The organism is Prosthecobacter sp., assembly GCF_044378005.1.
Taxonomy (GTDB): domain Bacteria; phylum Verrucomicrobiota; class Verrucomicrobiia; order Verrucomicrobiales; family Verrucomicrobiaceae; genus Prosthecobacter.
This window is the reverse complement of sequence record NZ_JBILYB010000001.1, coordinates 35,756-58,132: the sequence shown is the minus strand read 5'-3', so window position 1 is coordinate 58,132 and position 22,377 is coordinate 35,756. Positions and strand designations below refer to the sequence as shown.

At 60.1% G+C, this 22,377-nt stretch carries 23 protein-coding genes; 18 read left to right on the top strand and 5 right to left on the bottom strand.

Annotated features, from left to right (window positions below; all coding sequences use genetic code 11):
• The first annotated feature begins 171 nt into the window (after window positions 1-171).
• The 4 genes from AC6FTP_RS00245 to AC6FTP_RS00230 all read left to right on the top strand — a co-directional run bounded on the left by AC6FTP_RS00245 (window position 172) and on the right by AC6FTP_RS00230 (window position 2,410).
• On the top strand, window positions 172-414 hold the full coding sequence (locus tag AC6FTP_RS00245) for a hypothetical protein (RefSeq protein WP_497204886.1): 243 nt from the start codon (window positions 172-174) through the stop codon (window positions 412-414).
• 14 nt (window positions 415-428) lie between these two features.
• Window positions 429-716, top strand: a complete 288-nt coding sequence (locus AC6FTP_RS00240; protein WP_497204885.1) for a hypothetical protein — start codon at window positions 429-431, stop codon at window positions 714-716.
• Window positions 717-1,388: 672 nt separating this feature from the next.
• Window positions 1,389-2,069 carry a hypothetical protein gene (locus AC6FTP_RS00235; RefSeq protein ID WP_497204884.1) on the top strand — a complete coding sequence of 227 codons (681 nt, stop codon included), beginning with the start codon at window positions 1,389-1,391 and terminating at the stop codon, window positions 2,067-2,069.
• A gap of 77 nt (window positions 2,070-2,146) precedes the next feature.
• Window positions 2,147-2,410, top strand: coding sequence for a hypothetical protein (locus tag AC6FTP_RS00230; protein WP_497204883.1), 264 nt, complete (start codon window positions 2,147-2,149; stop codon window positions 2,408-2,410).
• Window positions 2,411-2,420: 10 nt separating this feature from the next.
• On the opposite strand, the gene AC6FTP_RS00225 is transcribed toward AC6FTP_RS00230, so the two are convergent.
• From AC6FTP_RS00225 to AC6FTP_RS00215, 3 genes are read right to left on the bottom strand one after another with little or no spacing between them, the layout of a single operon-like run.
• Window positions 2,421-3,065, bottom strand: a complete 645-nt coding sequence (locus AC6FTP_RS00225; protein ID WP_497204882.1) for a hypothetical protein — start codon at window positions 3,063-3,065, stop codon at window positions 2,421-2,423.
• The gene (locus tag AC6FTP_RS00220) at window positions 3,062-3,658 is read right to left on the bottom strand and encodes a hypothetical protein (protein ID WP_497204881.1); all 597 of its coding nucleotides are present in this window, start codon (window positions 3,656-3,658) and stop codon (window positions 3,062-3,064) included. Before AC6FTP_RS00220 ends, AC6FTP_RS00225 begins: the two co-directional genes overlap by 4 nt.
• Window positions 3,655-3,900 carry a helix-turn-helix domain-containing protein gene (locus AC6FTP_RS00215; RefSeq protein WP_497204880.1) on the bottom strand — a complete coding sequence of 82 codons (246 nt, stop codon included), beginning with the start codon at window positions 3,898-3,900 and terminating at the stop codon, window positions 3,655-3,657. The genes AC6FTP_RS00220 and AC6FTP_RS00215 overlap by 4 nt, the downstream gene beginning before the upstream one ends.
• Before the next feature lie 98 nt (window positions 3,901-3,998).
• Here AC6FTP_RS00215 and AC6FTP_RS00210 point away from each other — a divergent pair, with 98 nt between their 5' ends.
• The 5 genes from AC6FTP_RS00210 (at window position 3,999) to AC6FTP_RS00190 (ending at window position 10,687) form a co-directional block, all read left to right on the top strand.
• Entirely contained in the window at window positions 3,999-4,241 is a 243-nt protein-coding gene (locus AC6FTP_RS00210) for a helix-turn-helix domain-containing protein (RefSeq protein WP_497204879.1), read from the top strand.
• Between the two features lie 419 nt (window positions 4,242-4,660).
• Window positions 4,661-9,124 (top strand): DNA polymerase, encoded by a 4,464-nt coding sequence (locus AC6FTP_RS00205; protein ID WP_497204878.1) that lies wholly within the window; start codon window positions 4,661-4,663, stop codon window positions 9,122-9,124.
• Window positions 9,121-9,750 (top strand): HMG-box domain-containing protein, encoded by a 630-nt coding sequence (locus AC6FTP_RS00200; RefSeq protein WP_497204877.1) that lies wholly within the window; start codon window positions 9,121-9,123, stop codon window positions 9,748-9,750. The genes AC6FTP_RS00205 and AC6FTP_RS00200 overlap by 4 nt, the downstream gene beginning before the upstream one ends.
• Window positions 9,747-10,430, top strand: a complete 684-nt coding sequence (locus AC6FTP_RS00195) for a hypothetical protein (protein WP_497204876.1) — start codon at window positions 9,747-9,749, stop codon at window positions 10,428-10,430. Before AC6FTP_RS00200 ends, AC6FTP_RS00195 begins: the two co-directional genes overlap by 4 nt.
• A 17-nt stretch (window positions 10,431-10,447) precedes the next feature.
• Complete coding sequence (locus AC6FTP_RS00190) at window positions 10,448-10,687, top strand: hypothetical protein (protein ID WP_497204875.1); 240 nt, start codon at window positions 10,448-10,450, stop codon at window positions 10,685-10,687.
• A 247-nt stretch (window positions 10,688-10,934) separates the two neighbouring features.
• Here AC6FTP_RS00190 and AC6FTP_RS00185 read toward each other — a convergent pair whose 3' ends face one another.
• A complete protein-coding gene (locus AC6FTP_RS00185; protein WP_497204874.1) occupies window positions 10,935-11,675 on the bottom strand; it encodes a HEAT repeat domain-containing protein in 741 nt (246 codons plus the stop codon).
• A 33-nt stretch (window positions 11,676-11,708) separates the two neighbouring features.
• Window positions 11,709-14,045 carry a S8 family serine peptidase gene (locus tag AC6FTP_RS00180; RefSeq protein ID WP_497204873.1) on the bottom strand — a complete coding sequence of 779 codons (2,337 nt, stop codon included), beginning with the start codon at window positions 14,043-14,045 and terminating at the stop codon, window positions 11,709-11,711.
• Between the two features lie 239 nt (window positions 14,046-14,284).
• Between AC6FTP_RS00180 and AC6FTP_RS00175 the strand changes: the two genes are divergently transcribed.
• From AC6FTP_RS00175 to AC6FTP_RS00135, 9 genes are all read left to right on the top strand, one after another.
• A complete protein-coding gene (locus AC6FTP_RS00175) occupies window positions 14,285-14,683 on the top strand; it encodes a DUF559 domain-containing protein (RefSeq protein ID WP_497204872.1) in 399 nt (132 codons plus the stop codon).
• 44 nt (window positions 14,684-14,727) lie between these two features.
• On the top strand, window positions 14,728-15,081 hold the full coding sequence (locus tag AC6FTP_RS00170; protein ID WP_497204871.1) for a hypothetical protein: 354 nt from the start codon (window positions 14,728-14,730) through the stop codon (window positions 15,079-15,081).
• Between the two features lie 894 nt (window positions 15,082-15,975).
• Entirely contained in the window at window positions 15,976-16,101 is a 126-nt protein-coding gene (locus AC6FTP_RS00165) for a hypothetical protein (protein ID WP_497204870.1), read from the top strand.
• A gap of 72 nt (window positions 16,102-16,173) precedes the next feature.
• Complete coding sequence (locus tag AC6FTP_RS00160) at window positions 16,174-16,617, top strand: protein kinase domain-containing protein (RefSeq protein ID WP_497204869.1); 444 nt, start codon at window positions 16,174-16,176, stop codon at window positions 16,615-16,617.
• 80 nt (window positions 16,618-16,697) lie between these two features.
• Complete coding sequence (locus AC6FTP_RS00155; RefSeq protein WP_497204868.1) at window positions 16,698-17,438, top strand: IS5 family transposase; 741 nt, start codon at window positions 16,698-16,700, stop codon at window positions 17,436-17,438.
• Between the two features lie 117 nt (window positions 17,439-17,555).
• Window positions 17,556-17,777, top strand: coding sequence for an integrase core domain-containing protein (locus AC6FTP_RS00150; protein ID WP_497204867.1), 222 nt, complete (start codon window positions 17,556-17,558; stop codon window positions 17,775-17,777).
• A 229-nt stretch (window positions 17,778-18,006) separates the two neighbouring features.
• Window positions 18,007-20,232, top strand: a complete 2,226-nt coding sequence (locus AC6FTP_RS00145) for a chemotaxis protein CheA (protein WP_497204866.1) — start codon at window positions 18,007-18,009, stop codon at window positions 20,230-20,232.
• Complete coding sequence (locus AC6FTP_RS00140) at window positions 20,229-20,759, top strand: chemotaxis protein CheW (protein WP_497204865.1); 531 nt, start codon at window positions 20,229-20,231, stop codon at window positions 20,757-20,759. The genes AC6FTP_RS00145 and AC6FTP_RS00140 overlap by 4 nt, the downstream gene beginning before the upstream one ends.
• Window positions 20,756-22,366, top strand: coding sequence for a methyl-accepting chemotaxis protein (locus AC6FTP_RS00135; protein WP_497204864.1), 1,611 nt, complete (start codon window positions 20,756-20,758; stop codon window positions 22,364-22,366). The genes AC6FTP_RS00140 and AC6FTP_RS00135 overlap by 4 nt, the downstream gene beginning before the upstream one ends.
• Window positions 22,367-22,377: the final 11 nt, after the last annotated feature.

Here is a 22,377-nt window from a genome sequence, read left to right as displayed (position 1 = left end):
GGCAGCCGCTGACATCCGTTGGCAAGCCCGGGTTTTGCTTGGGCTTGCCTATGCAGCGGGTTTCAAAGCGGAAGTCGATTTGGGTCGAGCACGTTTGGAACCCTGGAGCGCGGTGTGCGCGGCTCGACAAAAGGATTGATGGGGGAGGGTGGAGTCGTGTAAAACCGCCGCATGAAAGTCCACTGCCCGAGTTGTGACAAAGTCCTGTATAGCCGTCGGCTGGCGCGCTGCGGCTTTTGCTGGGCGGAGATTCCCAAGGCGCTTCGATTCACGGAGGAAGAGATCGCCGCCCTGGACCGCAGTCTCGCGGAGTCGGCGGCACGACGAGAAGAGAATGAACGCGAATATGAAGAGCGGGAGGCGAAGCGCCGGGCCGATACCAACTCGGATTCTGCCTTTCACACCTTGTTTTAAGCCTTCGCCACCTCATGAGATCTGTCTTTGTCATCTCCCTGGCCGCTTCATTGTTGAGCTTGGTGGGCGCGATGGCGTTGTCTTCGATGACCGTTATTCCCGATCCTGATGCGGTCAGTTTCCACGCCTTCTCGATGACTGTGGTCGCTGTTTTCTTCCCGTTTTGGGTCAGTTCAGCTTACCGGACGCGACCGCAGAACTCCGTGCAGTCGGGTGAGTGCCGGACAAAGTGGCTGACGCGTGCCTGGGAGGCCTTTGGCGTGCTGTATTCGCTCGCGATTCTGGTCTTTGTGCTCGGGTAAGCTCGAAATGAGCAGGGATGTTGTGATAAGCATCCTCCGGTTCCAAGCCCAACGCCGATCCGTCATGTCGATGCGGTGCTGTATCAAAGGCCAACGTGCCTTTCGTATCACAGCGAAGGGTTGCCCGCGCAGCGGGCTACCCTGGTCACTTGAAGCACCGGTCTCCTATCAGGCGGGAACCCCAACGTGGGTTCCGAATCTGCGGGGTCGTGGGTGATTGCGAGACGGTTTAAAGAGACGGAACCCACCTTGGGGTTCGGGCTCAGGGACATCTTCGTGCGGGTCAACCCAGGGGAGCACTCGCCAAGGCTCGGCACCCCTGGGCTATGTGACGCAAGCCCGTTGGTCTTGGTTTGGAGTGTCGTCCATGCGCGAACCTTCGTGTTTCCGGGGATTCCCTCAAGCCTTATCGCGGGTGCATGTGCACGTTTTCGCAGTGTCGTGAGCTTCAGTTGTCATGTTTTGTCATGCAACCCATCAGCCCAAACGAATGATTTCGCAGGGTTGTTCAATCCGTAGGAGTCCACCATGTGGGTGCAAGCCAATTCTGGATTGAAACAGCTGAGTTTGGCAGTCCTGATTAGACCGATAGGTCATTTTGGGACTCACGAAATCTCCCACCCAATCGCTTGTTCATTCCCTGCTGCCATGATTTTCTGAACTTCATCCCGCATGAGCCTCGCCCTGCCCAGCCATTCCAAGATTCAGATCACCCCCACGGGCCTCGACGTTCTTTCACCCCTCACCTTCAAGGAGTGGAGCCAGGTCGCTTCCTCGTTGGGCAACGCTGCGCGCGGCATCGCTTTTGTGATCGGTGACTGGCTGGTCTATGGCGATGCCAACTTCCGCAACGGCCCCGCCTCAAGCCGTGTCGCCACCGAGGCTTACCATGCCGCCATTCTGGCCACGGGACTGGATCGCACCACCCTGCAAAATTACGCCTACGTGGCCAGGCGAGTCGCCAGGAACCGCCGCCACGAAGCCCTTGCCTGGGAGCATCACAAGGTGGTTGCCAAGCTTGCTGCCAGCGAACAACGCCGCTGGCTGGCGCTCGCCGCGCCCAAGAAAAACCAGCGTGCCCTGAGCACCCTGCGCCTGCGCAAGAGCATCATCGCCGGGCGGGTGCTCACGCCTGATGAAATGATTCAGGACCCTGCGGACCGGGGGCAGAAGAATCACATGCCACAGATCAACAGGCTCTTGGCCTGGTGGGACGACATGAAGGCGAACAAGTGGCCGCAGCGCGCCACGGTTGAGCAGGTGGAAGCCCTTTTGCGGGACTTCAATTGGGTGCTGAGGATTCGGCACGAGATCAACCTGATTGCTGAGGTCAAACGCGGCAGAAAACCCTGATGGCCGTTCCCCAAAATCCTGTAATTCTCTTCAGCTACAGCCTTCCTGTAGGCGGCAGGGAGTTTTTGATTCGGGTCATGTCCTCCAGCCAGATCGTCTGGGATGATTATCAGGCCCGTCGTCAATGCTGCGGCCCAACGGCCCCCATGACTGCCAACGACAGCTTCACCGTGTCCATCGTGGTTGACCCTGCCCTGACGGCCTGGTTTCAGGAGGCGGCTTTCATGCTCGCGAATGGCTCCTGGTCCACCAAGCACGAGGAGAATCTCGATGGCATGCTTGCCTCCATCTTCTGGCATCAGGTCAATCCCCGCCTGCCGAGTCCGTTGCCCATGCCATGAACTTCTTCGCCTAGAGGGCCTGATAAATTTGGACGATTGGCAGCAGGTCGCGTTTGAGCTGTGCACGTTGTCGAGGGGATGCCTTCTCCAGCCACCTCCCCTGCTGAAGGTGGCTCCACCAGGCGCAGAGTCGGTTCACCTGGGGAATGTGGTTGGGAATACCACGATCGGCGGGGTCGAGCTTCAGCTCCTCAATCTTCAAGAGCCTTCCAGCCAGGATGCTTTTGCGCAGACGCCGGGTGGAAATTCTTTCCCCGCTGTCAGCGGCGACTTTCAGCCAGCGTGCCTGCTGCCCCTCCTCCAGCTTCGCCACCACCTTGTGGTGTTCCCAGGAAAGCCCCTCATGACGCATCGCCTGCGGCACACGCCTGGCCACATGCGCATAGGTCGCCAGCGTCGTTCGGTCCAACCCAGTCGCCTCAACCGCTGTGGCGTAATCTCTGGCGGACACGCGTGCCTTTGATTTCATGCTGGGGGAGGTAAACTGCTTCTCTCCATACACCAGCCAGTCCCCGATGAGAAAGCCGATGCAGCGGGAGGCCTCATTGAGTTTGGGGGCGAGCGAGGCCCATTCAGCAAAGGTGAGTGTGGAATGCACCGAGAGACCGGTGCGGGAGACAGTGAACTTGGAACAGTCAGGGAGGGTGAGGCTCATGGAAGGAGGTTTTGCTGGTTGAGTTCGTGGATGCGGCGGCGGCGATAGCTTTGGCGGGCTTCCGGGGAGCGCATCGCGCGGCTGGGGTTGAGATTGAGGGCGTCGGTAAATTCCACGCAGCGTTTGCTGACGGCCGCGCGGGTGACGCCGTAACGACGGGCGATTTCCGTCATCGAATCCCCGAGGTAGGAGATGCCGGTGGCCAGGGCGAGGCACTCCACGGAGAGGCGGACGTTATCCTTGCTCAGCAGCTCGCCCACGAGCCGGCGGACCAGGTGCAGCACGTCCTCCCTTCCTGGGCCTGCCGTCTCAGGATCCGATTCCTCTTCAAGGCCCTGTTCGAAGTCCTCGGGCAGGACGGAGCACCGGCTGGAGTCTGCCGCGTCATGATAACCGCTTCCGGCAGTGTCGGCCATGAGGGGCTTTTCCAGTCCCATGGCTGCCAGCTGCTGGCGTTCCTCGGGAGGGAGGGACTCCACCCATTCCCGGTAGGCCTGCTGGTAGTCGGCATCACTGCTGCGCTGCCTGCGGGTGTAGTTCGTCTCAGGATCCTCCTCGCCGCAGCTGCCTGGATGGGTTGCAGAGGGTCTCACGGAAGCACCTCCTTGGAGCGAGGAGTGGGTTGATCCTGACTCAGCAGCCAGCCTACCACCTGGGCCGGATCAAAGCGGACAAGGCGGCCGATGTGCACAAAGGGCAGCCCCTCCCTCCGCAGATAGCTGACCTGCCGGAGGCTGCAGCGGGCGTAATGTGCCACGTCGCGTGCTGTCCAGAGGTGTTGCCCTGGCTGCGCTTTGTCGGGCGTGCCTGCCCCTGATTGCATGTTATTGCTCATGCACGGGGGGCGATGTCAACCAACCGGCCATCTTCGTTGCGCAACGAAGATGCCTAGAGCCAGCCGAATCAGCATCGGTTGACATGAACCCCGGAAGCATGAACCAACCTGCCTCCCCCCGCCCACACCCGTGGCTCACTGAACCGGAACTTGCCGACCTGCTGAAGGTCAGCGTGCGGCACCTCATCAACCTGCGCAAGGTGGGATTGCCCTACTTCCAGCTGGGATCCGTGGTGCGCTACGACATCGTGGAGGTGATCGGTTACCTCAAGCTCCATCGGAAGCTTCCTTCGGAACGGACCAAGAATGCGTCCACCCAAAGAGAGGAGGCGGCACAATGAGTGCGGACTGGCCCCTGATCCGCCGCAGCTACGAGGGCAGCGGCAAGTCCCTGAGGCGTGTGGCCGAGCAGTTTGGCGTGTCAGTGTCCACGCTGCTGAAGCGTGCGGCGCGCGAGCAGTGGAAACCACACCGGCCTGCTGATTCCGTTTCCGGGGCTCAGAATGGAATCAGAGGAATCAACGAGCCTGGGCTTGATTTCAAAATGGAATCAGCGGGTGGAATCACCCCACCCGGACCAGGCGAGTTTGATTCCATTTCCGAGGTTCAGTATGGAATCAGAGGAATCAACGAGCCTAGGTTTGATTCCAAAATGGAATCAGCGGGTGGAATCAACCCTCCCGGGCCAGGCGAGTTTGATTCCATTTCCGGGGTTCAGAATGGAATCAGAGGAATCAACGAGCCTGGTTTTGATTCCAAAATGGAATCAACGGATGGCATCAACCCACCCGGGCCAGACGAGTTTGATTCCACTCCCGGCCGTGCCTGGAGCATTCCCGAAAGCATCAATGCCTGGGACCGCCTGGGTGCCGCCAGCTTCTATCTCAAACACCTCGGCTGGGCCGTGCATCACCTCCAGCCTCCGCACCGGGGCGATGAAAAAGAGCGGGGCAAAAAGCCCTGCTCCAAAGGCTGGCGTGACCATAAGGCAGCCGATGTGACCCCTGAGGACATTCAGGAGGTGTTTTCCTCCCGCACCCCCTATAACCTCGGGGTTGTCGTGCGGCCGCCCTTTGTCGCCGTGGACCTCGACAGCAAGCCTGACAGCGGTGCCTCGGTCAGGGCCTGGCTCGCGTCTCGTCCTGAATTCGCCGCCGTGCCCAGGGAACGCACCGGAGGCGGTGCCCACCTGCATTTCATCTGCCGCGATCTGCCCGAGGGCGTGCTCAAGTCCAAGAAGGCGGTCACCTGCCAGATCCATGAGAAGGTCAGTGCCGAGCTCTACTTCGATGGTCTTAACCTGGTGCTCAGCCCCTCCGTTCACAAAAGCGGTCACCGCTACACCTGGGAGGTGACCGGGCCAATCCCCGAGGTGAGCTGGGAACAGCTGCGCCAATGGTTCGGCTTTGAGGCTCCGGAGGCACCCAAGCGCGGTCGTCCTGCGAAGGATGCTCCCTGGTGGTCAAAATGGCAGGAAGACCTCCGCACGCTGGATCTGGTGAAGGTGGCTGGGGAGCTGGGCATCCTGGGGGAATGCCTGGATCCTGACACCGCCAAGTGGGCCGTGCGCTGCCCCTGGCATGACCAGCACAGCGAAAAGCCGAAAGGCGAGCCTGGTTCTGACACGGTGCTCTTCAACGCCCCGGGCACGCTGCCGGCCTTCCGCTGCCTTCACTCCCACTGCGATGGGCGCGGCATCCGGGAGTTCATCGGCTGGTGCGAGGGACAGCGCCCCGGGGTCATTGCCGCTCATTGCACCGGGCTGCGCGTCTGGCAGCCCGGCGCACAAGGCAGCGACGGCCGTCCGAAGTTGGAGCTTCCCGGCACTGGCAGGAGCCACAGTGAGTTCGCCGCCGAACTGGGGGCGGTGATTGGGCCGAAGCTCGACTTGTTCCAGTTCTCCCGAAACGTCGTCGAAATCACGGTGGTGAAGGAGGCTGATGCCCGGGGGGCGATCCCGGGGGCCATGCTGCACACGCTGAAGCCTGCGGACCTGGTGACCGCCGCCGAGCGCTCTGTGGAAACCGGTGTGCTCAGGCAGGATGAGGCAGGCGACAGCGTGTTCATGTCCAAGAGCATGGCCGAATCTGACGCACGTGTGGTGCTCTCAGCCCGGCAGTTCCTCTCCAGGCTGCCCCGGATCGTCCGCCTGCTGGACGTCCCGGTGCCGATTCTTCACGAGGGAAAGGTGGTCTATCCCGGGGCTGGTTACGACGAACGATTTGGCACCTGGCTGAGCCCCGACGCTCCGAAACTGCGCTCGATGGGCTTTGAGGAAGCTCTCCGCCTTCTGCTGGGCGAGCTTTATTGCCCGCCGGAACAGGGCGGGTTCTGGTGGCAGGACGAACAGGCGAGGGTGCATGCCTTGGCCCGCCTCATCACGCCGTTCTGCCGGGGGCTGATGCATTGGAAGCGCACGCCGCTCTGGATCTATGACGGCAATCGTGAGGGCTGTGGCAAGGACACCTGCGCCGATGTCACCCACGTGCTTTACACCGGGCGCTCGATCATCTGCGCGCCGCTCAACAAGGACGGCGACGAGGAAATGAGGAAGCGGATCACCTCCGCCCTGATGGCGGGCAGCCGGTTCTTCCACCTCGCCAACATGAAGGGCCACGTCCGCTACGCCGCCCTTGAGGCTGCCACCGACAACTCGGGCATCTGGGAGGACCGCCGCCTCGGCGTGAGCGAAACCCTGGTCCTACCCAACGAGACGGAGTTCAGCTTTTCGGCCAACAACGCCACCTGGGAGCCGGACATCGAGCGCCGCTGCCGCCGCATCCGGCTGAGGTTCACGCCGGAGGACATCAACGGGCACCGCTACCGCCAGCCGAACCTGCTGGACTGGGTGCGGCAGAACCGCTCCGAGCTGCTGTCAGCCATTGCCGCACTGGTCGCCCACTGGGTCGGCAACGGGTGTCCGCCGGGGCCCAGCCCGTTCACCTCGTTTCCGGAATGGGGGAGGGTTGTCGGAGGGATCATGGCCTCCTGCGGGCTTCCTGATCCTTGCCAGCCGCACGCCGAGAGCCAGTCCTCGGGCGATCAGGACACCCGCGCCATGCGGCAGTTCTTCGGCCTGGGGCATGAACGCTTCGGCAGCGAATGGACGCCCAAGAACACGGTCTATGACTGGGTGCGTGAGGTGGAGGAGGTGCAGGAGCTCTTCGACTGGATCGACTTCACCCAGAAGCGCGGCATGGTCTCGTTTGCCAAGCTGCTCGCCAAGTTCGACGGGCGAGAACTCGGAGGCATCGTCTTTAGCGCCCAGCGGACCTCGGCAAATTGCTGCAAATACCGGTTCTTCCGCCCTTCCACGGAGGCCGCTCTGGACCTCACTCCCGCATCCTCGGGGTCTTCCACAACAGTGAGGTGTGAGGTCGAGGGAGGTTTTTCCAGTCGTTCCGTGTGCGAGGAAAAAAACGGAACGGATGAAGAGAATAAAAAGCATTTTAAAGAGTCTCTACAAAAGGGCCTGCAAAACCTCACTTCACCTCACACCTCACTGTCGGCGGTGTTTTGCAGTGCGCGGAGCGACCTGGCGCGGATCTGCGCTGACCTGGAAGGGGCCATGGACATTGCGCTGGACCTGGAAACCTATGGGCCAGGCAGGGGCGATGCTCTGGATCCCTGGAAGGGTGAAATCCGCCTGCTCACCCTTGCGCGCAAGGACGGTCCCCTCTGGTGCCTGGATCTGCGCGCCATCGGCTACGACCTCGGTCCTCTGGTGCCCATCCTCCAGGCGGCAACGCTGATCGCCCACAAGGCGACCTTCGACCTCCTCTGGCTGCGGCAAAAGTGCGGACTCCGAGCCTCCCGCGTGTTCTGCACACTCACCGCCGCCCGCCTGCTCACTGCTGGCACCAAGCCCGGCAACGACCTCGACAAGTGCCTGGAGCGTTACCTCGGCATTGCTCCAGCCCCTGATCACAGCCGCTCCGACTGGGGTTCGATGTTCCTCACCGAAGATCAGCTCGCCTATGCCGCGCGTGATGTGCTCCATCTCCAGGCGCTCTCAAACAAGCTCTGGGGCCTTCTCGAAGGCGATCAACTCGATGTGGTGGGCCGGCTCGAATTCGATCTCGTGCCCGTCATCGTCGAGATGGAAGCCGCCGGCATTGCCGTGGACAAAGCCAAGCTGCGCGAAATCGAAACGAGGGCGCGCTCCTCCGCCTCCGACCATGCCGGGATGCTGCGTCAGAAGCTCAACCTGCCCAAGCTCAACCCTGGCAGTCCTCAGCAATTGCTTGAAGCGCTCAAGGCCGCAGGCATCGAGCTGGAGAACACCAACGAGGAAACCCTCAAGGCGGCGGACGATGGCGAGATCATCCCGCTGATCATCGACTACCGAAGCGCTGAAAAGCTCGCCCAACAGGCGGCTTCGTTGCTGGAGTGCGTGAAGCAGGACGGACGCATCCATGGCCGCTTCGATCCGACGGGCACAGCCACGGGACGGTTCTCGTCGAAGGACCCGAACCTGCAAAACGTGCGGCGTGGTGAACTGCGCACCTGCTTCGTGCCTGAGGCTGGTAACAAGCTCATCGTCGCCGACTACTCGCAGATCGAGCTGCGTGCGGCTGCGGTGATCGCTGGCGAGAAGAAGATGATCGAGGCCTACAAGAACGGTGTGGACCTGCACAAGCAGACCGCTTCCGAGGTGCTGAACAAGCCTTTGGACGAAGTGACCAAACAGGATCGTCAGCTCTCGAAGGCGACCAATTTTGGATTGCTCTACGGCCAGAGCGCTCCGGGCCTCGTGCGCTATGCCGCATCGAGCTATGGCGTGCAGATGGAGCTGGACCAGGCCGAGCAAATCCGCCGGCAGTTCTTCCGCACCTACGACCGTCTGCGCCAGTGGCATGGTGTCAGCCACAACCAGGCGGACGCTGGTGCCCGCGAGGTCAGAACCGTGCTGGGCCGCCGCCGCTTGATCCCGGAAACCGCTTCCGAATGGGAGCGCTTCACCGCGCTGGTGAACACGCCCGTTCAAGGCGGCTGCGCCGATGGCATGAAGCAGGCGCTCGTGCTCCTGGCCCAACGTCTGCCCATTGAAGCTCGCCTCATCTCCACCGTGCATGATGAAGTGCTCGTGGAAGCTCCCGAGGCGATGGCGAATGCAGTCTGCGATCTGGTCCAAGCCACCATGATCGAAGCGATGGCCGCCCTGTTCCCGCAGGTGCCCATCGAGGTCGAGGCGGGGTCATGTTCCAACTGGGGCGAAAAATGAAAGCAGCCACCCCCATGCACGACCACTACGATGATGAACCGCCCATCAGCGAATCCTATGTCGCTAGGCAGCGCGAGCGCGACGAGCGCTACCAACGCGAATACGCCGAGTGGATCAACTCCCTGCCGCCCGAGGAGCGCCGCAAGTTCAAGGAGATGGGTTTGGACAAAGCCTATCTGCCCTCCGGCTCTGGTGGTGCCACCAAGGACGCCGCCGAATCCTCCCGCGCCCGCTGCGAGGATAGCTACGAAGAGCCTGAGGAACTTGCCTCCGAGGCACCTCCCCACCAGGAGACTTCGCTCATCGAGCCATGTTCACGCCATCCGCAGTCTGCGGATGCTGAGAGCCTCCACGAGGCCCTCCGCCGCCTCGTTGGCGAAATGCTCATGCAGAGCAACGCTAGCCTCTCGCTCGACTGTCTCGCCCCGGTCACCGGCCTTGCCTACTTCGGCGATACGATGACCGAGATCGCCAAGCGCCACGACGTGACCCGCGCGGCCGTCTCCAAACGCTGCGTCGAGTTGACGCAGTCCCTCAATCTAAAACCCAGCCGCGCCATGCGCTCACTGCTTGCCCGCGAGAGCTACCACAAAGCCCGCATGAACCATCTCCGCATCAATCCATGAAACCCACCCGCATTGACTCGAAAATCACCCTCACCCGCACTGGCCTGCAAATCTCCGACGAGCTGAGCTTTGAGGAATGGCAGTCCATGGCCTCCCGCTTCGGTGCAGCCATGTCCAGTGCCGCCTTCGTCATCGGCGACTGGCTCGTCTATGGCGAGGACCACTTCCGTGGCCAGCAACGCTTCCCCGGCTTTGAAAGCGAATCCATCGGCACTCGCCGCGTGGCCGCCGAAATCTACAATGAGGCCCTGCGGCTCACCGGTCTGGACCGCAGCACTCTCATCACCTACGCCTACGTGGCGCGGCGTGTGCCCGCTTCGTTGCGCAACGAACAACTCTCCTGGGAACATCACAAGGCGGTAGCCAAACTCGACGGGGAGCAGCAACAACGCTGGCTGCAGATTGCCCTCGACGAGGCGGATGAGCATTTCGCTGCGGTGCCCACCCGACGCCTGCGCAAGAGCATCACCGCCGGCAGGCTTCTCACCATCGAGGAGATGACGCTCGATCCCGCCGACCGTGGCCGCCTCAACCACATTCCGTTCCTCAATCGCCTCAACGCCTGGTGGGTGCAGATGAAGGAGAACGGCTGGCTCAAGCGGGCGACCCGCGAGCAGAAGGAAACCCTCGTGCGTGATCTCAACGTGGTCACTCGCATCATTCAGGAACTCGAAAAATAACCCCACCCCACACCATTATGGACACCGACCAACCCCTCCAAGATCAAGCTCTCGAACACGTCCGCGAACTACTCGCCACCCACTGGCGCGATGCCAAAGACTCCGCCGACGAAGACGGCAAGTTCGCCATCGGCCTGCGCATCTCCGTTCTCAACGGCGCACCTGCCAAGCTCAAAGTGAAATGCAGTATCAGCAAAACGATCACTGACGAGATCGAGAGCCAGGTGGACGACCCGGAGCAGATGAAACTGCTGTGAGTGAGACTGAATACTCGTTCTTGATGCAGCTAGAACGTGGCTGAACCGAAAAGGATGGGAAAGGGCATGTATATTCTGTACCCATCTGGGTGCATTGGCAGTCGCTCAGGCGCTCGAAAGCGGTACCTTGCTAACGCTTGTCACACGCACTCCAAAAGCTGCCGCGCTTCGCGTTAGCTTTATTTCTGGAAATCTGCACATCGAAACCAGTCTCAAGTTAGTCGGGAGGCTGTCTCGTCAGCTCGCATCACCCTTCCGTCAGGGCTCTCAAAGCAGGAGCTTTTTTATCACGCAGCGCCAAGTTCCTCACCTCACGTGGCATCTGGCCCAGGTGATGCAGCAAGGCTGAACGCTCGATGAGCTGCACTGGCGGCAGTGCTTCGAAAGCTGCGATGAGTGCCTGCGCTGACTCCAGGTTATGGATCTTCGCCAAGCTTTTGCCCGCAGCCAGACGGACCTCTTCGTCTGGCTCAGCGACTAGGGCTCGAGCCAAGCCGCTGACCGCAGCGGGATTCTCGATGTCTGCCAGGACTTCGAGAGCCCGGGCTCGCTGCTGCGGGCGATCTGCCTCGTGCGCCAGCTCGGTGAGGAAGGCCACGGTGTCTGCCTTGGCCATGCGATTGATGGTGCGACACACGGCAGCGATCACGATCTCGTCTTGGCTCCAGCTCAAGATCGAGGTCACCGGCTCCAGCGCACCGTCTAAGCTGAGGGCGTCAAGCTCTGCCGCCATGCGTTGGCGGACCGTCTCTTCTGGATGGTGATGCAGAGCGTCGCTCCAAGCTTGCAGGGAGGCATCTGTGCCTTGGCGGATCAAAGACTCGCTAGTGTGTGAGGTCGCTGGAGCTGTAGCTCGGAGCGGCTGAGTGGATTTGGCTTGCACCACCTCGGCCACCTTTGCTTCTTGGCCATCAGCATGGTGCAGCGACTTTGTGGCGAAGCATAGGCAGGCGGTAAGGATGAGATAGAACAGGCGCTTGGTCTTCATGAGCAAAGATTGGCTGAGGGTGGATTCAAGGGATCAGGGACGGCGGGGAGTTGGGACATTGACGCCTGAGACGGTGAACGTGAACTCACGCTCATTCTCGTCGTTGGTGCGGATCTTCAGCACTCGGGTGCGGTTGTTGAAGTCGTTGGCTCCATATTTGATAGTGAATGTGGTGCTCATGCCAGGCTGCACGTCGGCGGCAGGAAGAGTAGTGAGGCTGAAGTGGTTCACGAAGTCATCTGGATTGACGATCGGGCCGGGCCCTGCGCCAGGAGTTGGAGGCGTGATGTTGGGCAGGCTAAAGTTGTCGATGTTCGAACGATTGGAGATGCGTAGCACATTACGGCCAGTGTTCTTAATTGTGAAGGTGCGGCTGCCGCTGCCTAAGATAGTGCCGTCCGTGGAGGAGGGCGTGGTATCTCCAGAGAAGATTTCCACTCCATTCCCAAACACTTCGATCTCAGGATACTCATTCAGGCGCTCGGTGTTTAGAGTGTAGATCACGCCCTCTTCTTCATTACGGCTTACGCGGATGAAGTAGGTGCCGGGGGCCAAATGAGCCTCAAGCAATGGGTTGGTCACCGTGTTGAAGTTTAGCAAATGAGTTGCCTGTCCATTCGCGCTTGCGATCACGGTGCCGCTGGCATTGAGCAAGGCCACTGCGGCAGCCGTTGGGCCGGTGACTTGTGCACGCACCACGCTGAACTCCAGCACCACCACCTTGAAGATGTCCTTGTCCGAAGCGGAGCTGAAAAAACCTGACCTGCTGGTCCAGAAGCCCATGCTCGTCGCAGTGCTCGTGGTGTCGCCATGATCATCCTTGAGGCTACGCAGGGCGTTCACCATGCCGAAGCCAGTCTTCTTGTCATAGCCGGTCACGTCCATGTCACGGCAGCCGATGATCATGCGGGACTCGATTTGATCCGGTGTCAAAAAAGGATCTTGGGACAGCATCAGTGCTGCTACTCCTGCTGCATAAGGTGCAGCAAACGAAGTGCCACTGAGGATGGCTGGCTCGTCAGAGACATCCGTGTCCACCGCGCACATCACGAAATGGCCTGGTGCCAAGAAGTCGACGCTGTCTGCGGCACGAGCTCTGCTGTTCTTCCACTGGGAGAAGCTGGCCCGACCGCCGTCCTTATTCGCTGCGCCAACGCCCAGCACTGAAGGACTCGCCGCTGGCCAGTGGATGCGGGCGTTACGTTCGAAGTCTGACACATCGGCATCATTGCCGGTGGAAGCGAAGTGGATCATGCCTTGTCTGCGAGTCTCGGCGAACTTGTCGTCCGCTCCCCAGCTGGGCCAACCTCCGCCGTAGGAGTGCACGGTGATGCGGGCACCTATCGACTGCGCCCAGTCCAGTCCCTCAATGAGCCAGCTGTCCTGTGACTCCAGCGCAACACGGCCATCCAACAGCCTGGGAATAGACCAGCGCACCGACACGACCTTCACGTTCGGAGCTACGCCGCAAGCGGCGAAGGCATTGTTCATCTTGCCGCTAATACAGCTGGCAACTGCTGTGCCGTGCCACTGCCCGTCCATGTTGCGACGCGTGCCTCCATTTCTAACCGGCTCATCCGTGAAGTCTCGACCGGGTATCTGATTGATCTCAGGATGATTCTGCTGCACGCCGCCATCGAAGACTGCCACAATCACTGACGAGTGCCCAGCGGTTACATCCCAGGCCCAGTCTGCATCCATGTCGAAGCCACTGATACCGCCAAAGCTGGCTAGCTGGCGCAATCCCCAGCTACCTTGATCAGTGAAACCGGGATCCATTGGCACCATGTCGCACCACTGCACCCGACGAAAGTCTGGCTGGGCAATGGCCAGCCCAGGATGAAGCGCCAGTTGGTTGGCCAAGTCCAAGACCCGAGCTCCGTCACGCAGGTTCGTGTTTAGGACAAAGGTTCCGTTGCTACCAAGGGCCCGCGCGCTGGTGATGGCGGAGTTGTTCAGCCTCTGCAGCAGAACGGTCAGATCCACCCCTGGCTTCACTTTGACGACTATTGACTGGCTGGGTGTCATCTCTGTGCCATCGCCAGTGTCGAAGACTGGCGAGACAAATGCTACATCTGCTCGCTGAAGCACTTCAGTGACGCGGAGCCGAACTGCGGTGGAGGCGGTCATGCTACGAACCTTGGAAGGCTCAGTGAGCTTCGCCCAGCCGGAGGAGTGTTCGACTTGAGCCTCTCCCAAATCCGGCTTGGCCAGGACTTGGCTGGCATCCGTGAGCTTGATCATCACATGATCAGGCTTCGGAGTCAGCGCGAGCTTGCGGCCAGCGTGGTAGGTGAAGAGGTCTTGAGCGGTTGAGATCGCTGGCAGTGCCAGAGCGAGTGTGAGTGAGATAATAAGTGTTGTATTCATAGGGCAACGCAGACCGGATGCCCGAGGAGGGAGAACTTGCGCAGATTGTAGATTTTTTTGGGAGCGCAGTACGAGCAGGAAGCACTTTGAAATGCGGAAGCCTGTCGCAGCTTTTTACGAGCGGGCCCTGCTGGCGTGTAGTGAAGAGAGGTCAGCCCCCCACCCCGTCTCAGCTCCACGTTCAGGCCAAACTCGATCCGGACCCTCAGCTGCAGTGCCGTTGACAGCCTTTGCAGGCCATGCCCCGCCTGCGCTACCGTGCTCCCAAATCTCCCTCTCGACTCGAAGAACGCTTCCTGATGCTCTGGAAAGCCGTCGAAGGACCGCCGCTACAACGCGAGTTCCGATTCCATGAAAAACGCAAGTGGAGGGCAGACTTCGCTTATTTACCCGGTCGCGTGCTGATCGAGATCGAGGGCGGCATCTGGGTGAATGGCCGCCACAACCGCGCCGCAGGGTTCAATGCCGATCTGGAGAAATATCTGGAGGCGAGTCTCGCTGGCTGGCGCGTGTTCCGATTCGGGCCGGATCAAATCACGATGGAGAATGTGCGGCGGCTCTTGGACCTCATCACTGAAGAACTCGATGAGTGGTTGCAGTTGAGACCCGGACCGATGGAAATTGCCGCCGACAAATAGCGCAAAGCAAAAGAGCGTGCGGCGTCCAGCGCCCCCCACACCCCATGAAGGCGAACGATCCAAACTCTGAACGGGTCAGATTCACAACGGATCTCGCGCATCGGTTGGGCGTGTCGAGGCAGTCAATCAACCATTGGCGGCGCAGAATCGATGCGCCGCAAAAGCAGACGGATGGCTGGAACGTGCCCGCCTGGCAGGACTACATGCGGCACCACAAACTCAATCAGGCTGGCGTGCTGTCAGCCAGCGATGTCGCCAATGAGGTAGCTGCGGCGATCCGTTCACGCCTCCCACCGCAAGTCCGGCGGGAGCAGTTGGGACGCTTTCTCCAGTTCGCTCTGCCAGTCATCCCAGTGTTCTTTGAGCCGCACCAGTCCATCGCACGGTACGGGCAGTGAGACGTCATTCCCACATGCGTGCTTTACAGATATGGGTCAGTCGCACACTGATAGCAACTCGCCAATCAACTGGTTATCAACGCATTGTAAAAACGACACAGTGGCAAATCTGTAAAGACACCTCGAAAAAAGTGGAAAGCACAAATTCGCGTTTGCATGGAATTTGCGTGGTGGTGTCCCAACCCAGGGTCACAAACGATCTCGGAAAGAGATTTCCTGGCTCGGAGCGGCACACATCGGCACTCTACTGTAAGGACTCAGATCACAAGCAACGTTCTAAACTCCAGTCTAACTCTTCTCGTCATTCCAGGAATCCAAAGGCCGTCAAATCACCGCCCACCGCATCAAGCAACTGGGAGAGAGTCGGCGGCTTGTAGTCCTCGCCATAAGCCTCCGTTCCATTCGAGTGTTTGAGTTTGGCGTCTTGGAGGCCGCTTTACATCTGCGTTAAGACGCATAAACTTCTTGCACAAAGATGTGCATCAGGCTGAATCCATTCAACGCAGGAAACTAGCCCAGACATTTCGTTCAATGTTCGACCCTAAAGCACGCCATAACGAATCGTGGTCTATCGCAGACCGCATCTCTCCGAAGGTTAAGTCGCTGGCTTATTGCACCGTAAATTGCGCTAACCTTCAAGCGGCGCTCGGGCCCCAAGCCGTCGGAGACTCCATTGGCAATTCTCTTGAGCACAGGCTTCAAACATCCGAGTAGAAAGCTGCGGGCCAAAGTAGGAGGCCGGGGCATGTTCGAAGCTGAAGTATTGGCGAATAGTACCCAGAAGCCGATAAGTGAGAGAATCAACGTGAGTCCAATACACACAATCCAATAACCGAAAACGTTGATCGGCTCCACATAGACGGCGAGTGCGTTGGGAATGCTAAGCTTTGGTCTATGGCGTGCTTCCACGCGCAGCGCTCTACATCCTACGAGTTGACCAAGCAAGCTCTCACCGATCTGGCCGAGGCGCTGCAGTTCACGCCCAAGGTCATCGTCGGTGAGAAAACCGTGCTTCAATAGGATGCCAAGATTCGGGAACTGGCCACGGCCTCCAAGAACTTTGAACACACTTATGCTTACACCCATTCATGGTTGGGCAGCACCAAGACGATTGAACTCAAAGGGCAGTTTCTGGCCAAGGCAGGTTTCCATGTGAATGATCAGTTCACGCTCACTACAGACGAGCGCACCGCATCTGCCGTTCTCCGCCATTCCTCCGCATCCGCCAAAGGCTGGGAGCCTCCCTCCATTGAGGAGCTTTCCGCGCAATTGCCGCAATACCAGATTGAAGCCCTGCTGGGCCGAGGTGGCATGGGGGCCGTATACAAGGGCCGCCAGACCAGTCTCGACCGCCCAGTTGCCATTAAGATCCTGCCCTTGGAGATGGGCGAGCATGACGCCACCTATGCACAGCGCTTCAAGAACGAGGCGCGGGCCATGGCCAAGCTCAACCACCCGGGCATCGTAGCGGTGTATGACTTCGGAGAAACCTCCGGCGGCCTTATGTTGCTTCGCTACGCTCGCCCTTCGGGCTAGGCCGTGTTTGAAAACCTGTCGATTGGCGGATTTGGAGAGTTGAAGTAGAAGGGAGTGCCGATGAAAACACAACGCTTTGCATGGTGGGGGCCGCTCAAGCAGCGGCTCAAAAAAATGGTGCGCTGAAAGCGGGCGGCAGACCCAGGGCAGGGTTGGACATGGTGCTTGATGCGTTGTTCTACCGCCTGCGCAATGCAGGTCCTTGGCGAGACCTGCCCGAGGGCTTCGGCCCCTGGCGCACGATCTACGGCTGGCATAGGCTCTGGGCGCGTGAGGGTCTATGGGCACGAATGCTCGCCCGGATGGCCCGCAAGGTCCGAAACAGAATCCGACTGGTCGATGGCACGCATGTGCGGGTGCATCAGTGCGCGGCCAACCCCAAGGGCGGAGCTGCCGCCCAGGCCATGGGCAAAACACGCGGCGGGCGCAACTCCAAGATCATGGCATTGACCGACGTGCGCGGGCTGCCGGTGAAGCTCTCCTTGATCGAAGGGCAGGCTTACGAGGGCCACCACGTCATCGAACTGCTCGATGACCCGCGCGGTTTGATGGTGGTGGGGGACAAAGGCTTCGACGATGACAAGCTGCGCAAGCAGCTCGGAGAAGTTGGGGCCGGGCACTGCTTCCCGAGCAAATCCAACCGCAAAAAGAAGAGTAGGCTCAACAAGAAGCTCTACCGGCAGCGCTACCGTGTGGAGAACTTCTTCTGCCGTCTCAAACGCTGGGCCTGCGCCAGCACCCGGCGCGACAAGCTTGCGTTGCACTTTCTTTCCCTCATCCAGTTCGCCTCCATCATCGACTGGCTCAGATACGGCTGTTGAGGGTTTTCAAACACGGCCTAGCTGTCTCGCTGCGCTCGGCTTCACAATGACCGTGGCAGCCAGTATGGCAGCCACTCCTAGCGTCAGCTTTTGATGCAAGCTGGTATGCGTTAGAGCATGTCCGCTCGGGCAAACCCGTCTCACAACGCCTGGACAAAGTCGTTCATGGGCACGCTCAAGACCGAGATACTGCAAAATAGACGCTTCATCAATGCTACCGATGCTCGCCGCGAACTCTTTGCATACATCGACTCCTACCACAACTCGCAGCGCCTGCACTCCTCGCTCTCATATCAATCCCCCGACTCTTTCGAGGCCGACTTAGCTCTCGCCAAATAACTATCCTTTCGGTCCAAATATCGGTGGCATCTCATTTCGCCGAATAATGAGGTAACCCAAACTAGACTTTAGAGCACCAGCTGATTTGTGGAATGAGTGAAGGAATATTTATCCTTCATGTTTGTGCCGCGCCTAGAACCTGCATGTCCCGGCCACTTCCGAAGCAAATTTCCTATCAGACAAACTGGGAATGATAAGCAAAGCTCGGATTGATTATTGGTTTTAGCCTGTGAATTCAAACAACAAAAAACCATCCGTACCCGCCGATTTGCTGATGGCGGCCAAGCTCCTGGCCCATATCGGCGAGGAGTTGGCATTTGTGGTGCCAGAGCAGGACGCCGGACTGCTTCCCATCAACAGCTTTGTAATGGACCTAGAAGAACTGGCGGAGGGGAATGTTTCCAACGCTTGGGCGGGGGGATTGAAGGCCGCGCGCGGATGGCTGGACGAGGTTTTGGATGGCAAGGGCAAGTTTACCGCGGAGAACATCCGCCATTTCAATGAGTGGCATGCCTATATGTCTTCCGCCCTGGAGGCAGGGCCGAGTGGCGAGGGCATGCCAGCCTGGCCGGCGACCTGGGATAATAATACCGCGGCCGCTGGAACGTCAACCGCCTCGCCTCCTGAAGCTTCCGCCGCGCCGGCCGCGGACGAATCCGCCATTCGCCTCAACCTAGCCGAGGATCTGGAACTACTGAGGGAATTTCACAGCGAGTCCGTGGAACTCCTTCAGAGTGTCGAACAGGGTGTTCTTGTGCTTGAGGCCAATCCGGACGACGCCACCACCATTAATTCCATCTTCCGAGCCTTCCACACTTTTAAAGGTGGCGCAGGTTTTTTGCATCTCAATGCACTGCGCGATCTTGCGCACGAATTGGAGACCGTGTTGGATTTAGTGCGGCGCTCTGAGCTGCACATCGATTCCGGCATCATCAACCTGATCCTTGCAGGTGGGGATGCCCTCGAGCAATTCACCCGTGCGATCGGGGCCCAGCTCCAAGGGATTGATCCGGGTTCACCCATCGTCGTGCCCACATCCGACATCATCCGTCGTGCGAAAGCCGCTGCCCGTGGGGAAGCCGAGCCACCTGCTGTGGCTCCGCAGGAGCGGTTGGGCACTGACGCGCCCGCCTCTCAGATGCCCCCGCCGGAGCAGGCGCTCACCGCGCCCGTTTTGCAAACTGCGGCCGCCTCTGCGGCACCTCCTCCCCCTGTTCCCCCAGTCCGCGAACCGGTGGGTGGGGATCCAGGGGGAGGTTTTGTCAAAATCGACACGGCGAAGTTGGACAGCCTTGTCGATCTCGTGGGCGAACTGGTCGTCGCGCAGTCGATGGTCGTGGAAAATTCGGAGGTCCAAGCGATCCAGAGCTCGCAGTTCGTTCGGCAACTGCGTCAGCTCAGGCGGATCACCAGCGATTTGCAGAGCACAGCCATGTCGATGCGGATGGTGCCGGTCCGGGGTGCCTTCCAGAAGATGACCCGTCTGGTGCGCGATCTCGCGACAAGCGGAGGTAAGCAAATTCAGTTCCTCCTTGAGGGGGAGGAGACCGAGTTGGATCGGAATATGGTCGAAAAGCTGGGCGACCCCCTCGTTCACATGATCCGCAACTCGGTCGATCATGGCATCGAGTCGCAAGACGAGCGGATGGCCCGGGGCAAACCGGCGCAGGGCACGATTCGTCTCAGCGCGGCCCATCAGCGCGGCGGCATCGTCATTCGGCTTTCCGACGATGGCAAGGGGCTCGACCCCGCCCGCATCCGGGCCAAGGCCATCGAGCGCGGGCTGATTCGGGGCGATGTTGAAATGGACGCTTCTGAAATCGTTTCCCTGATCTTTCTTCCTGGTTTTTCCACGGCAGATGCGGTGACCGATCTCTCCGGTCGTGGCGTGGGCATGGATGTCGTGCGCAGCAACATCGAGGGCCTCAGTGGCAAGATCGAAGTCCAGTCCGTGCTGGGTGAGGGCACCACCTTCACCCTTCTGTTGCCGCTCACGCTCGCCATCATTGATGGCATGCTCGTCGGCGTGGGCGACGACCGCTACATCATCCCCACGCTATCCATTCGTGAGTCCTTCCGTCCCCAGCCCGGGATGGTTTCGACGATTCAGGGGCGGGGCGAAGTAGTGAGTGTACGAGGCCGCCAGACGCCGCTCCTGCGCCTTGGACGATACCTTGGACGCCCAGCAAGAGCCACGAATCTTGAGGATGCCATCATCGTGGTGGTGGAATCAGGTGATGCCGCCCGCGGTCTGGTCGTGGACGAATTGCTGGGTAAGCAGGAGGTCGTCATCAAGAGCCTCGGCCAAACCTTTAGGCATCAAAATCTGCTCGCTGGTTCGGCCGTGCTTGGGGACGGTTCTGTGGGCCTCATCCTCGATGTGGACACGCTTGTCAAAACGCCCACCCACTCAAACGCAATCGCAGCTGTAACCGCCGCCGCCCCCCACCTATGACCACCCCGCCCCTCAACTCGAACGCTGCTCAAGCCCAGGCTGGGCGCTATTTGACCTTTAGCCTGGGTCTGGAAACCTACGGACTGCCCGTCCTGAATGTGCGGGAGATCATCCGGCTTTGTCCGATCACGCCCGTTCCGCGGATGCCGGACTTCATCAAAGGTGTGATCAACCTCCGCGGCACGGTCATTCCAGTTCTCGATTTGCGCGCCAAATTTCAGATGGCTGAGGCTGTCTTTAGCGAGCGGGCCTGCATCATCGTGGTGCAGCTCCGCAGCCCCTCTGGCGGCAGCACACTGATAGGTGCGATCGTTGACACGGTGGAGGAGGTGGTCCAGTTCAATGAATCCCAGCTTGAGCCAGCTCCCGATTTCGGGGGCTCGCCCGAAACCCAGTTTATCCTAGGCCTCGCGACAGTGAGTGGCAGTGTCAAGACGCTGCTGGATCCCGAAAAGGTTTTCCTCGCCGAGGGCTTGCTGACTCTCTCTCCCGCTCAAGTCCCCGAACCCCAAACAACGCACTCATGAATTCGTGGACCATCTCCCGGCGTATCGGTGCAGGCTTTGTTGCCATGGTGCTGATTTCCGCCGCCCTGGGCTTCCTTGGCATGTCACGGCTCGGGGTCGCCAGCCGCGCCCTTGCGGTGGTCACTGACGACGTTCTCCCGAGCGTGCTCACTCTCGATGAGTGTGCCAGCCTCGCGCGCGACAACCTATTTTCCTGCCTCCGCTACGCCGACGCGGAGACCGTCGAAGCACGCAAGGCCCTTGAGGACCACGTCGCCTCGAACCGGTCCCGCATGGATGAACTGTTCCGCAACTATGACCCACAAATGATCGTGGACGACGAAGACCGCAGGTTGTTCGATGAGATCAGGCGGACCCGCGAAACCTTTGTGAAGGTCCGCGGCGACTACCTCGAGCTGGTGCGCCAAGGCCGGACCGAAGAGCAAAAGAAGATGCTCACGGGAGGGGTCATTCCTGCCTATGAAGCCTCGGTCAAGGCCGTGGATGCGGGCGTGCAATACAAAAAGACGTATGGGTTCGCCGTGAGCGAGGAGAGCAAGGCGGCCGCCCAATCTAGCATCCTCCTCCTGCGCATCGCCGTCGTTCTCACGCTGGTGGCGGCCGTGGTCTTGGCGTGGCTGATCGCCCGCTCCACCACCCGCGCTCTCGGAAGCCTTGCCACGAATCTCGATCTAGCCGCCACCCAAACCGCCGCCGCCGCGCGTCAGGTTTCGTCTGCAAGTCAGATGCTTTCTTCCGGGGCCAGTGAGCAGGCCGCCTCTGTCGTGGAGACCAGCGCGTCGCTCGAGCAGATAGCCGGCATGATCCGATCCACGGCCGATAACGCGGAAAAAGCCAGCCTACAGGCCGGCGAAGCCCATACACTCGCCCAGGCCGGTTTCCGGACCATGGTAGAAATGACGCAGGCCATGTCTGCGATCGACGCCGCGAGTGCCGACGTCGCCAAGATTCTCAAGAACATCGACGAGATTGCCTTCCAGACCAACATTCTCGCGTTGAATGCCGCGGTTGAGGCTGCCCGTGCCGGTGAGGCGGGCGCGGGCTTCGCCGTGGTCGCGGACGAGGTACGCTCACTCGCGCGGCGCAGTGCCGCAGCCGCGAAGGAGACTGCAGAAAAGATCGAGGCATCGATCATGAGCAGTCGCAGCGGCTCGGCGAGTTGTGCGAAGGTCCAAACCTCCCTTACCGAAATCGCCGCCAAGGTGTCCTCGACCGACTCGCTCGTTGGCGAGATCGCCATGGCTGCGCGCGAGCAGGCCCACGGCATCGAACAAATAAACGGGGCTATCAACCAGATGGATCAGGTGACGCAGAGCAACGCGGCTGGGGCCGAGCAAACGGCCGCCGCCGCAGAGCAAATGGATGCCCAAGCCAGCAACCTTAAGGTTCAAGTCGCCGGGTTGCGCGAGCTCATCGGTCGTTCGTCGGTCGGCACGGGTGACGCTGCCGGTTTCCAAACTTTTTCCGATAACCCGCCACAGCGTGCGCGTGCACACGCGGCACCATACCGTCGTTCTGCGCGGTCGTCGCACGCCTTGAATCCTTCCCAGTCTATCCCGATGCCTGGCGACCGCCCACCCGAAACGCCTCGGCTGCCCAGTTCCTAACCCTTCTTCAA

What these genes read in the sequence shown, in the direction of transcription:
- AC6FTP_RS00210 (WP_497204879.1), top strand. Translation starts at nt 3,999, where the DNA reads ATGAACCAACCTGCCTCCCCCCGCCCACACCCGTGGCTCACTGAACCG.
- AC6FTP_RS00215 (WP_497204880.1), bottom strand. Translation starts at nt 3,900, where the DNA reads ATGAGCAATAACATGCAATCAGGGGCAGGCACGCCCGACAAAGCGCAG.
- AC6FTP_RS00205 (WP_497204878.1), top strand. Translation starts at nt 4,661, where the DNA reads ATGGAATCAACGGATGGCATCAACCCACCCGGGCCAGACGAGTTTGAT.
- AC6FTP_RS00150 (WP_497204867.1), top strand. Translation starts at nt 17,556, where the DNA reads ATGTCCGCTCGGGCAAACCCGTCTCACAACGCCTGGACAAAGTCGTTC.
- AC6FTP_RS00190 (WP_497204875.1), top strand. Translation starts at nt 10,448, where the DNA reads ATGGACACCGACCAACCCCTCCAAGATCAAGCTCTCGAACACGTCCGC.
- AC6FTP_RS00140 (WP_497204865.1), top strand. Translation starts at nt 20,229, where the DNA reads ATGACCACCCCGCCCCTCAACTCGAACGCTGCTCAAGCCCAGGCTGGG.
- AC6FTP_RS00170 (WP_497204871.1), top strand. Translation starts at nt 14,728, where the DNA reads ATGAAGGCGAACGATCCAAACTCTGAACGGGTCAGATTCACAACGGAT.
- AC6FTP_RS00195 (WP_497204876.1), top strand. Translation starts at nt 9,747, where the DNA reads ATGAAACCCACCCGCATTGACTCGAAAATCACCCTCACCCGCACTGGC.
- AC6FTP_RS00240 (WP_497204885.1), top strand. Translation starts at nt 429, where the DNA reads ATGAGATCTGTCTTTGTCATCTCCCTGGCCGCTTCATTGTTGAGCTTG.
- AC6FTP_RS00200 (WP_497204877.1), top strand. Translation starts at nt 9,121, where the DNA reads ATGAAAGCAGCCACCCCCATGCACGACCACTACGATGATGAACCGCCC.
- AC6FTP_RS00155 (WP_497204868.1), top strand. Translation starts at nt 16,698, where the DNA reads ATGGTGGGGGCCGCTCAAGCAGCGGCTCAAAAAAATGGTGCGCTGAAA.
- AC6FTP_RS00175 (WP_497204872.1), top strand. Translation starts at nt 14,285, where the DNA reads ATGCCCCGCCTGCGCTACCGTGCTCCCAAATCTCCCTCTCGACTCGAA.
- AC6FTP_RS00245 (WP_497204886.1), top strand. Translation starts at nt 172, where the DNA reads ATGAAAGTCCACTGCCCGAGTTGTGACAAAGTCCTGTATAGCCGTCGG.
- AC6FTP_RS00230 (WP_497204883.1), top strand. Translation starts at nt 2,147, where the DNA reads ATGTCCTCCAGCCAGATCGTCTGGGATGATTATCAGGCCCGTCGTCAA.
- AC6FTP_RS00185 (WP_497204874.1), bottom strand. Translation starts at nt 11,675, where the DNA reads ATGAAGACCAAGCGCCTGTTCTATCTCATCCTTACCGCCTGCCTATGC.
- AC6FTP_RS00235 (WP_497204884.1), top strand. Translation starts at nt 1,389, where the DNA reads ATGAGCCTCGCCCTGCCCAGCCATTCCAAGATTCAGATCACCCCCACG.
- AC6FTP_RS00165 (WP_497204870.1), top strand. Translation starts at nt 15,976, where the DNA reads ATGGCGTGCTTCCACGCGCAGCGCTCTACATCCTACGAGTTGACCAAG.
- AC6FTP_RS00135 (WP_497204864.1), top strand. Translation starts at nt 20,756, where the DNA reads ATGAATTCGTGGACCATCTCCCGGCGTATCGGTGCAGGCTTTGTTGCC.
- AC6FTP_RS00180 (WP_497204873.1), bottom strand. Translation starts at nt 14,045, where the DNA reads ATGAATACAACACTTATTATCTCACTCACACTCGCTCTGGCACTGCCA.
- AC6FTP_RS00225 (WP_497204882.1), bottom strand. Translation starts at nt 3,065, where the DNA reads ATGAGCCTCACCCTCCCTGACTGTTCCAAGTTCACTGTCTCCCGCACC.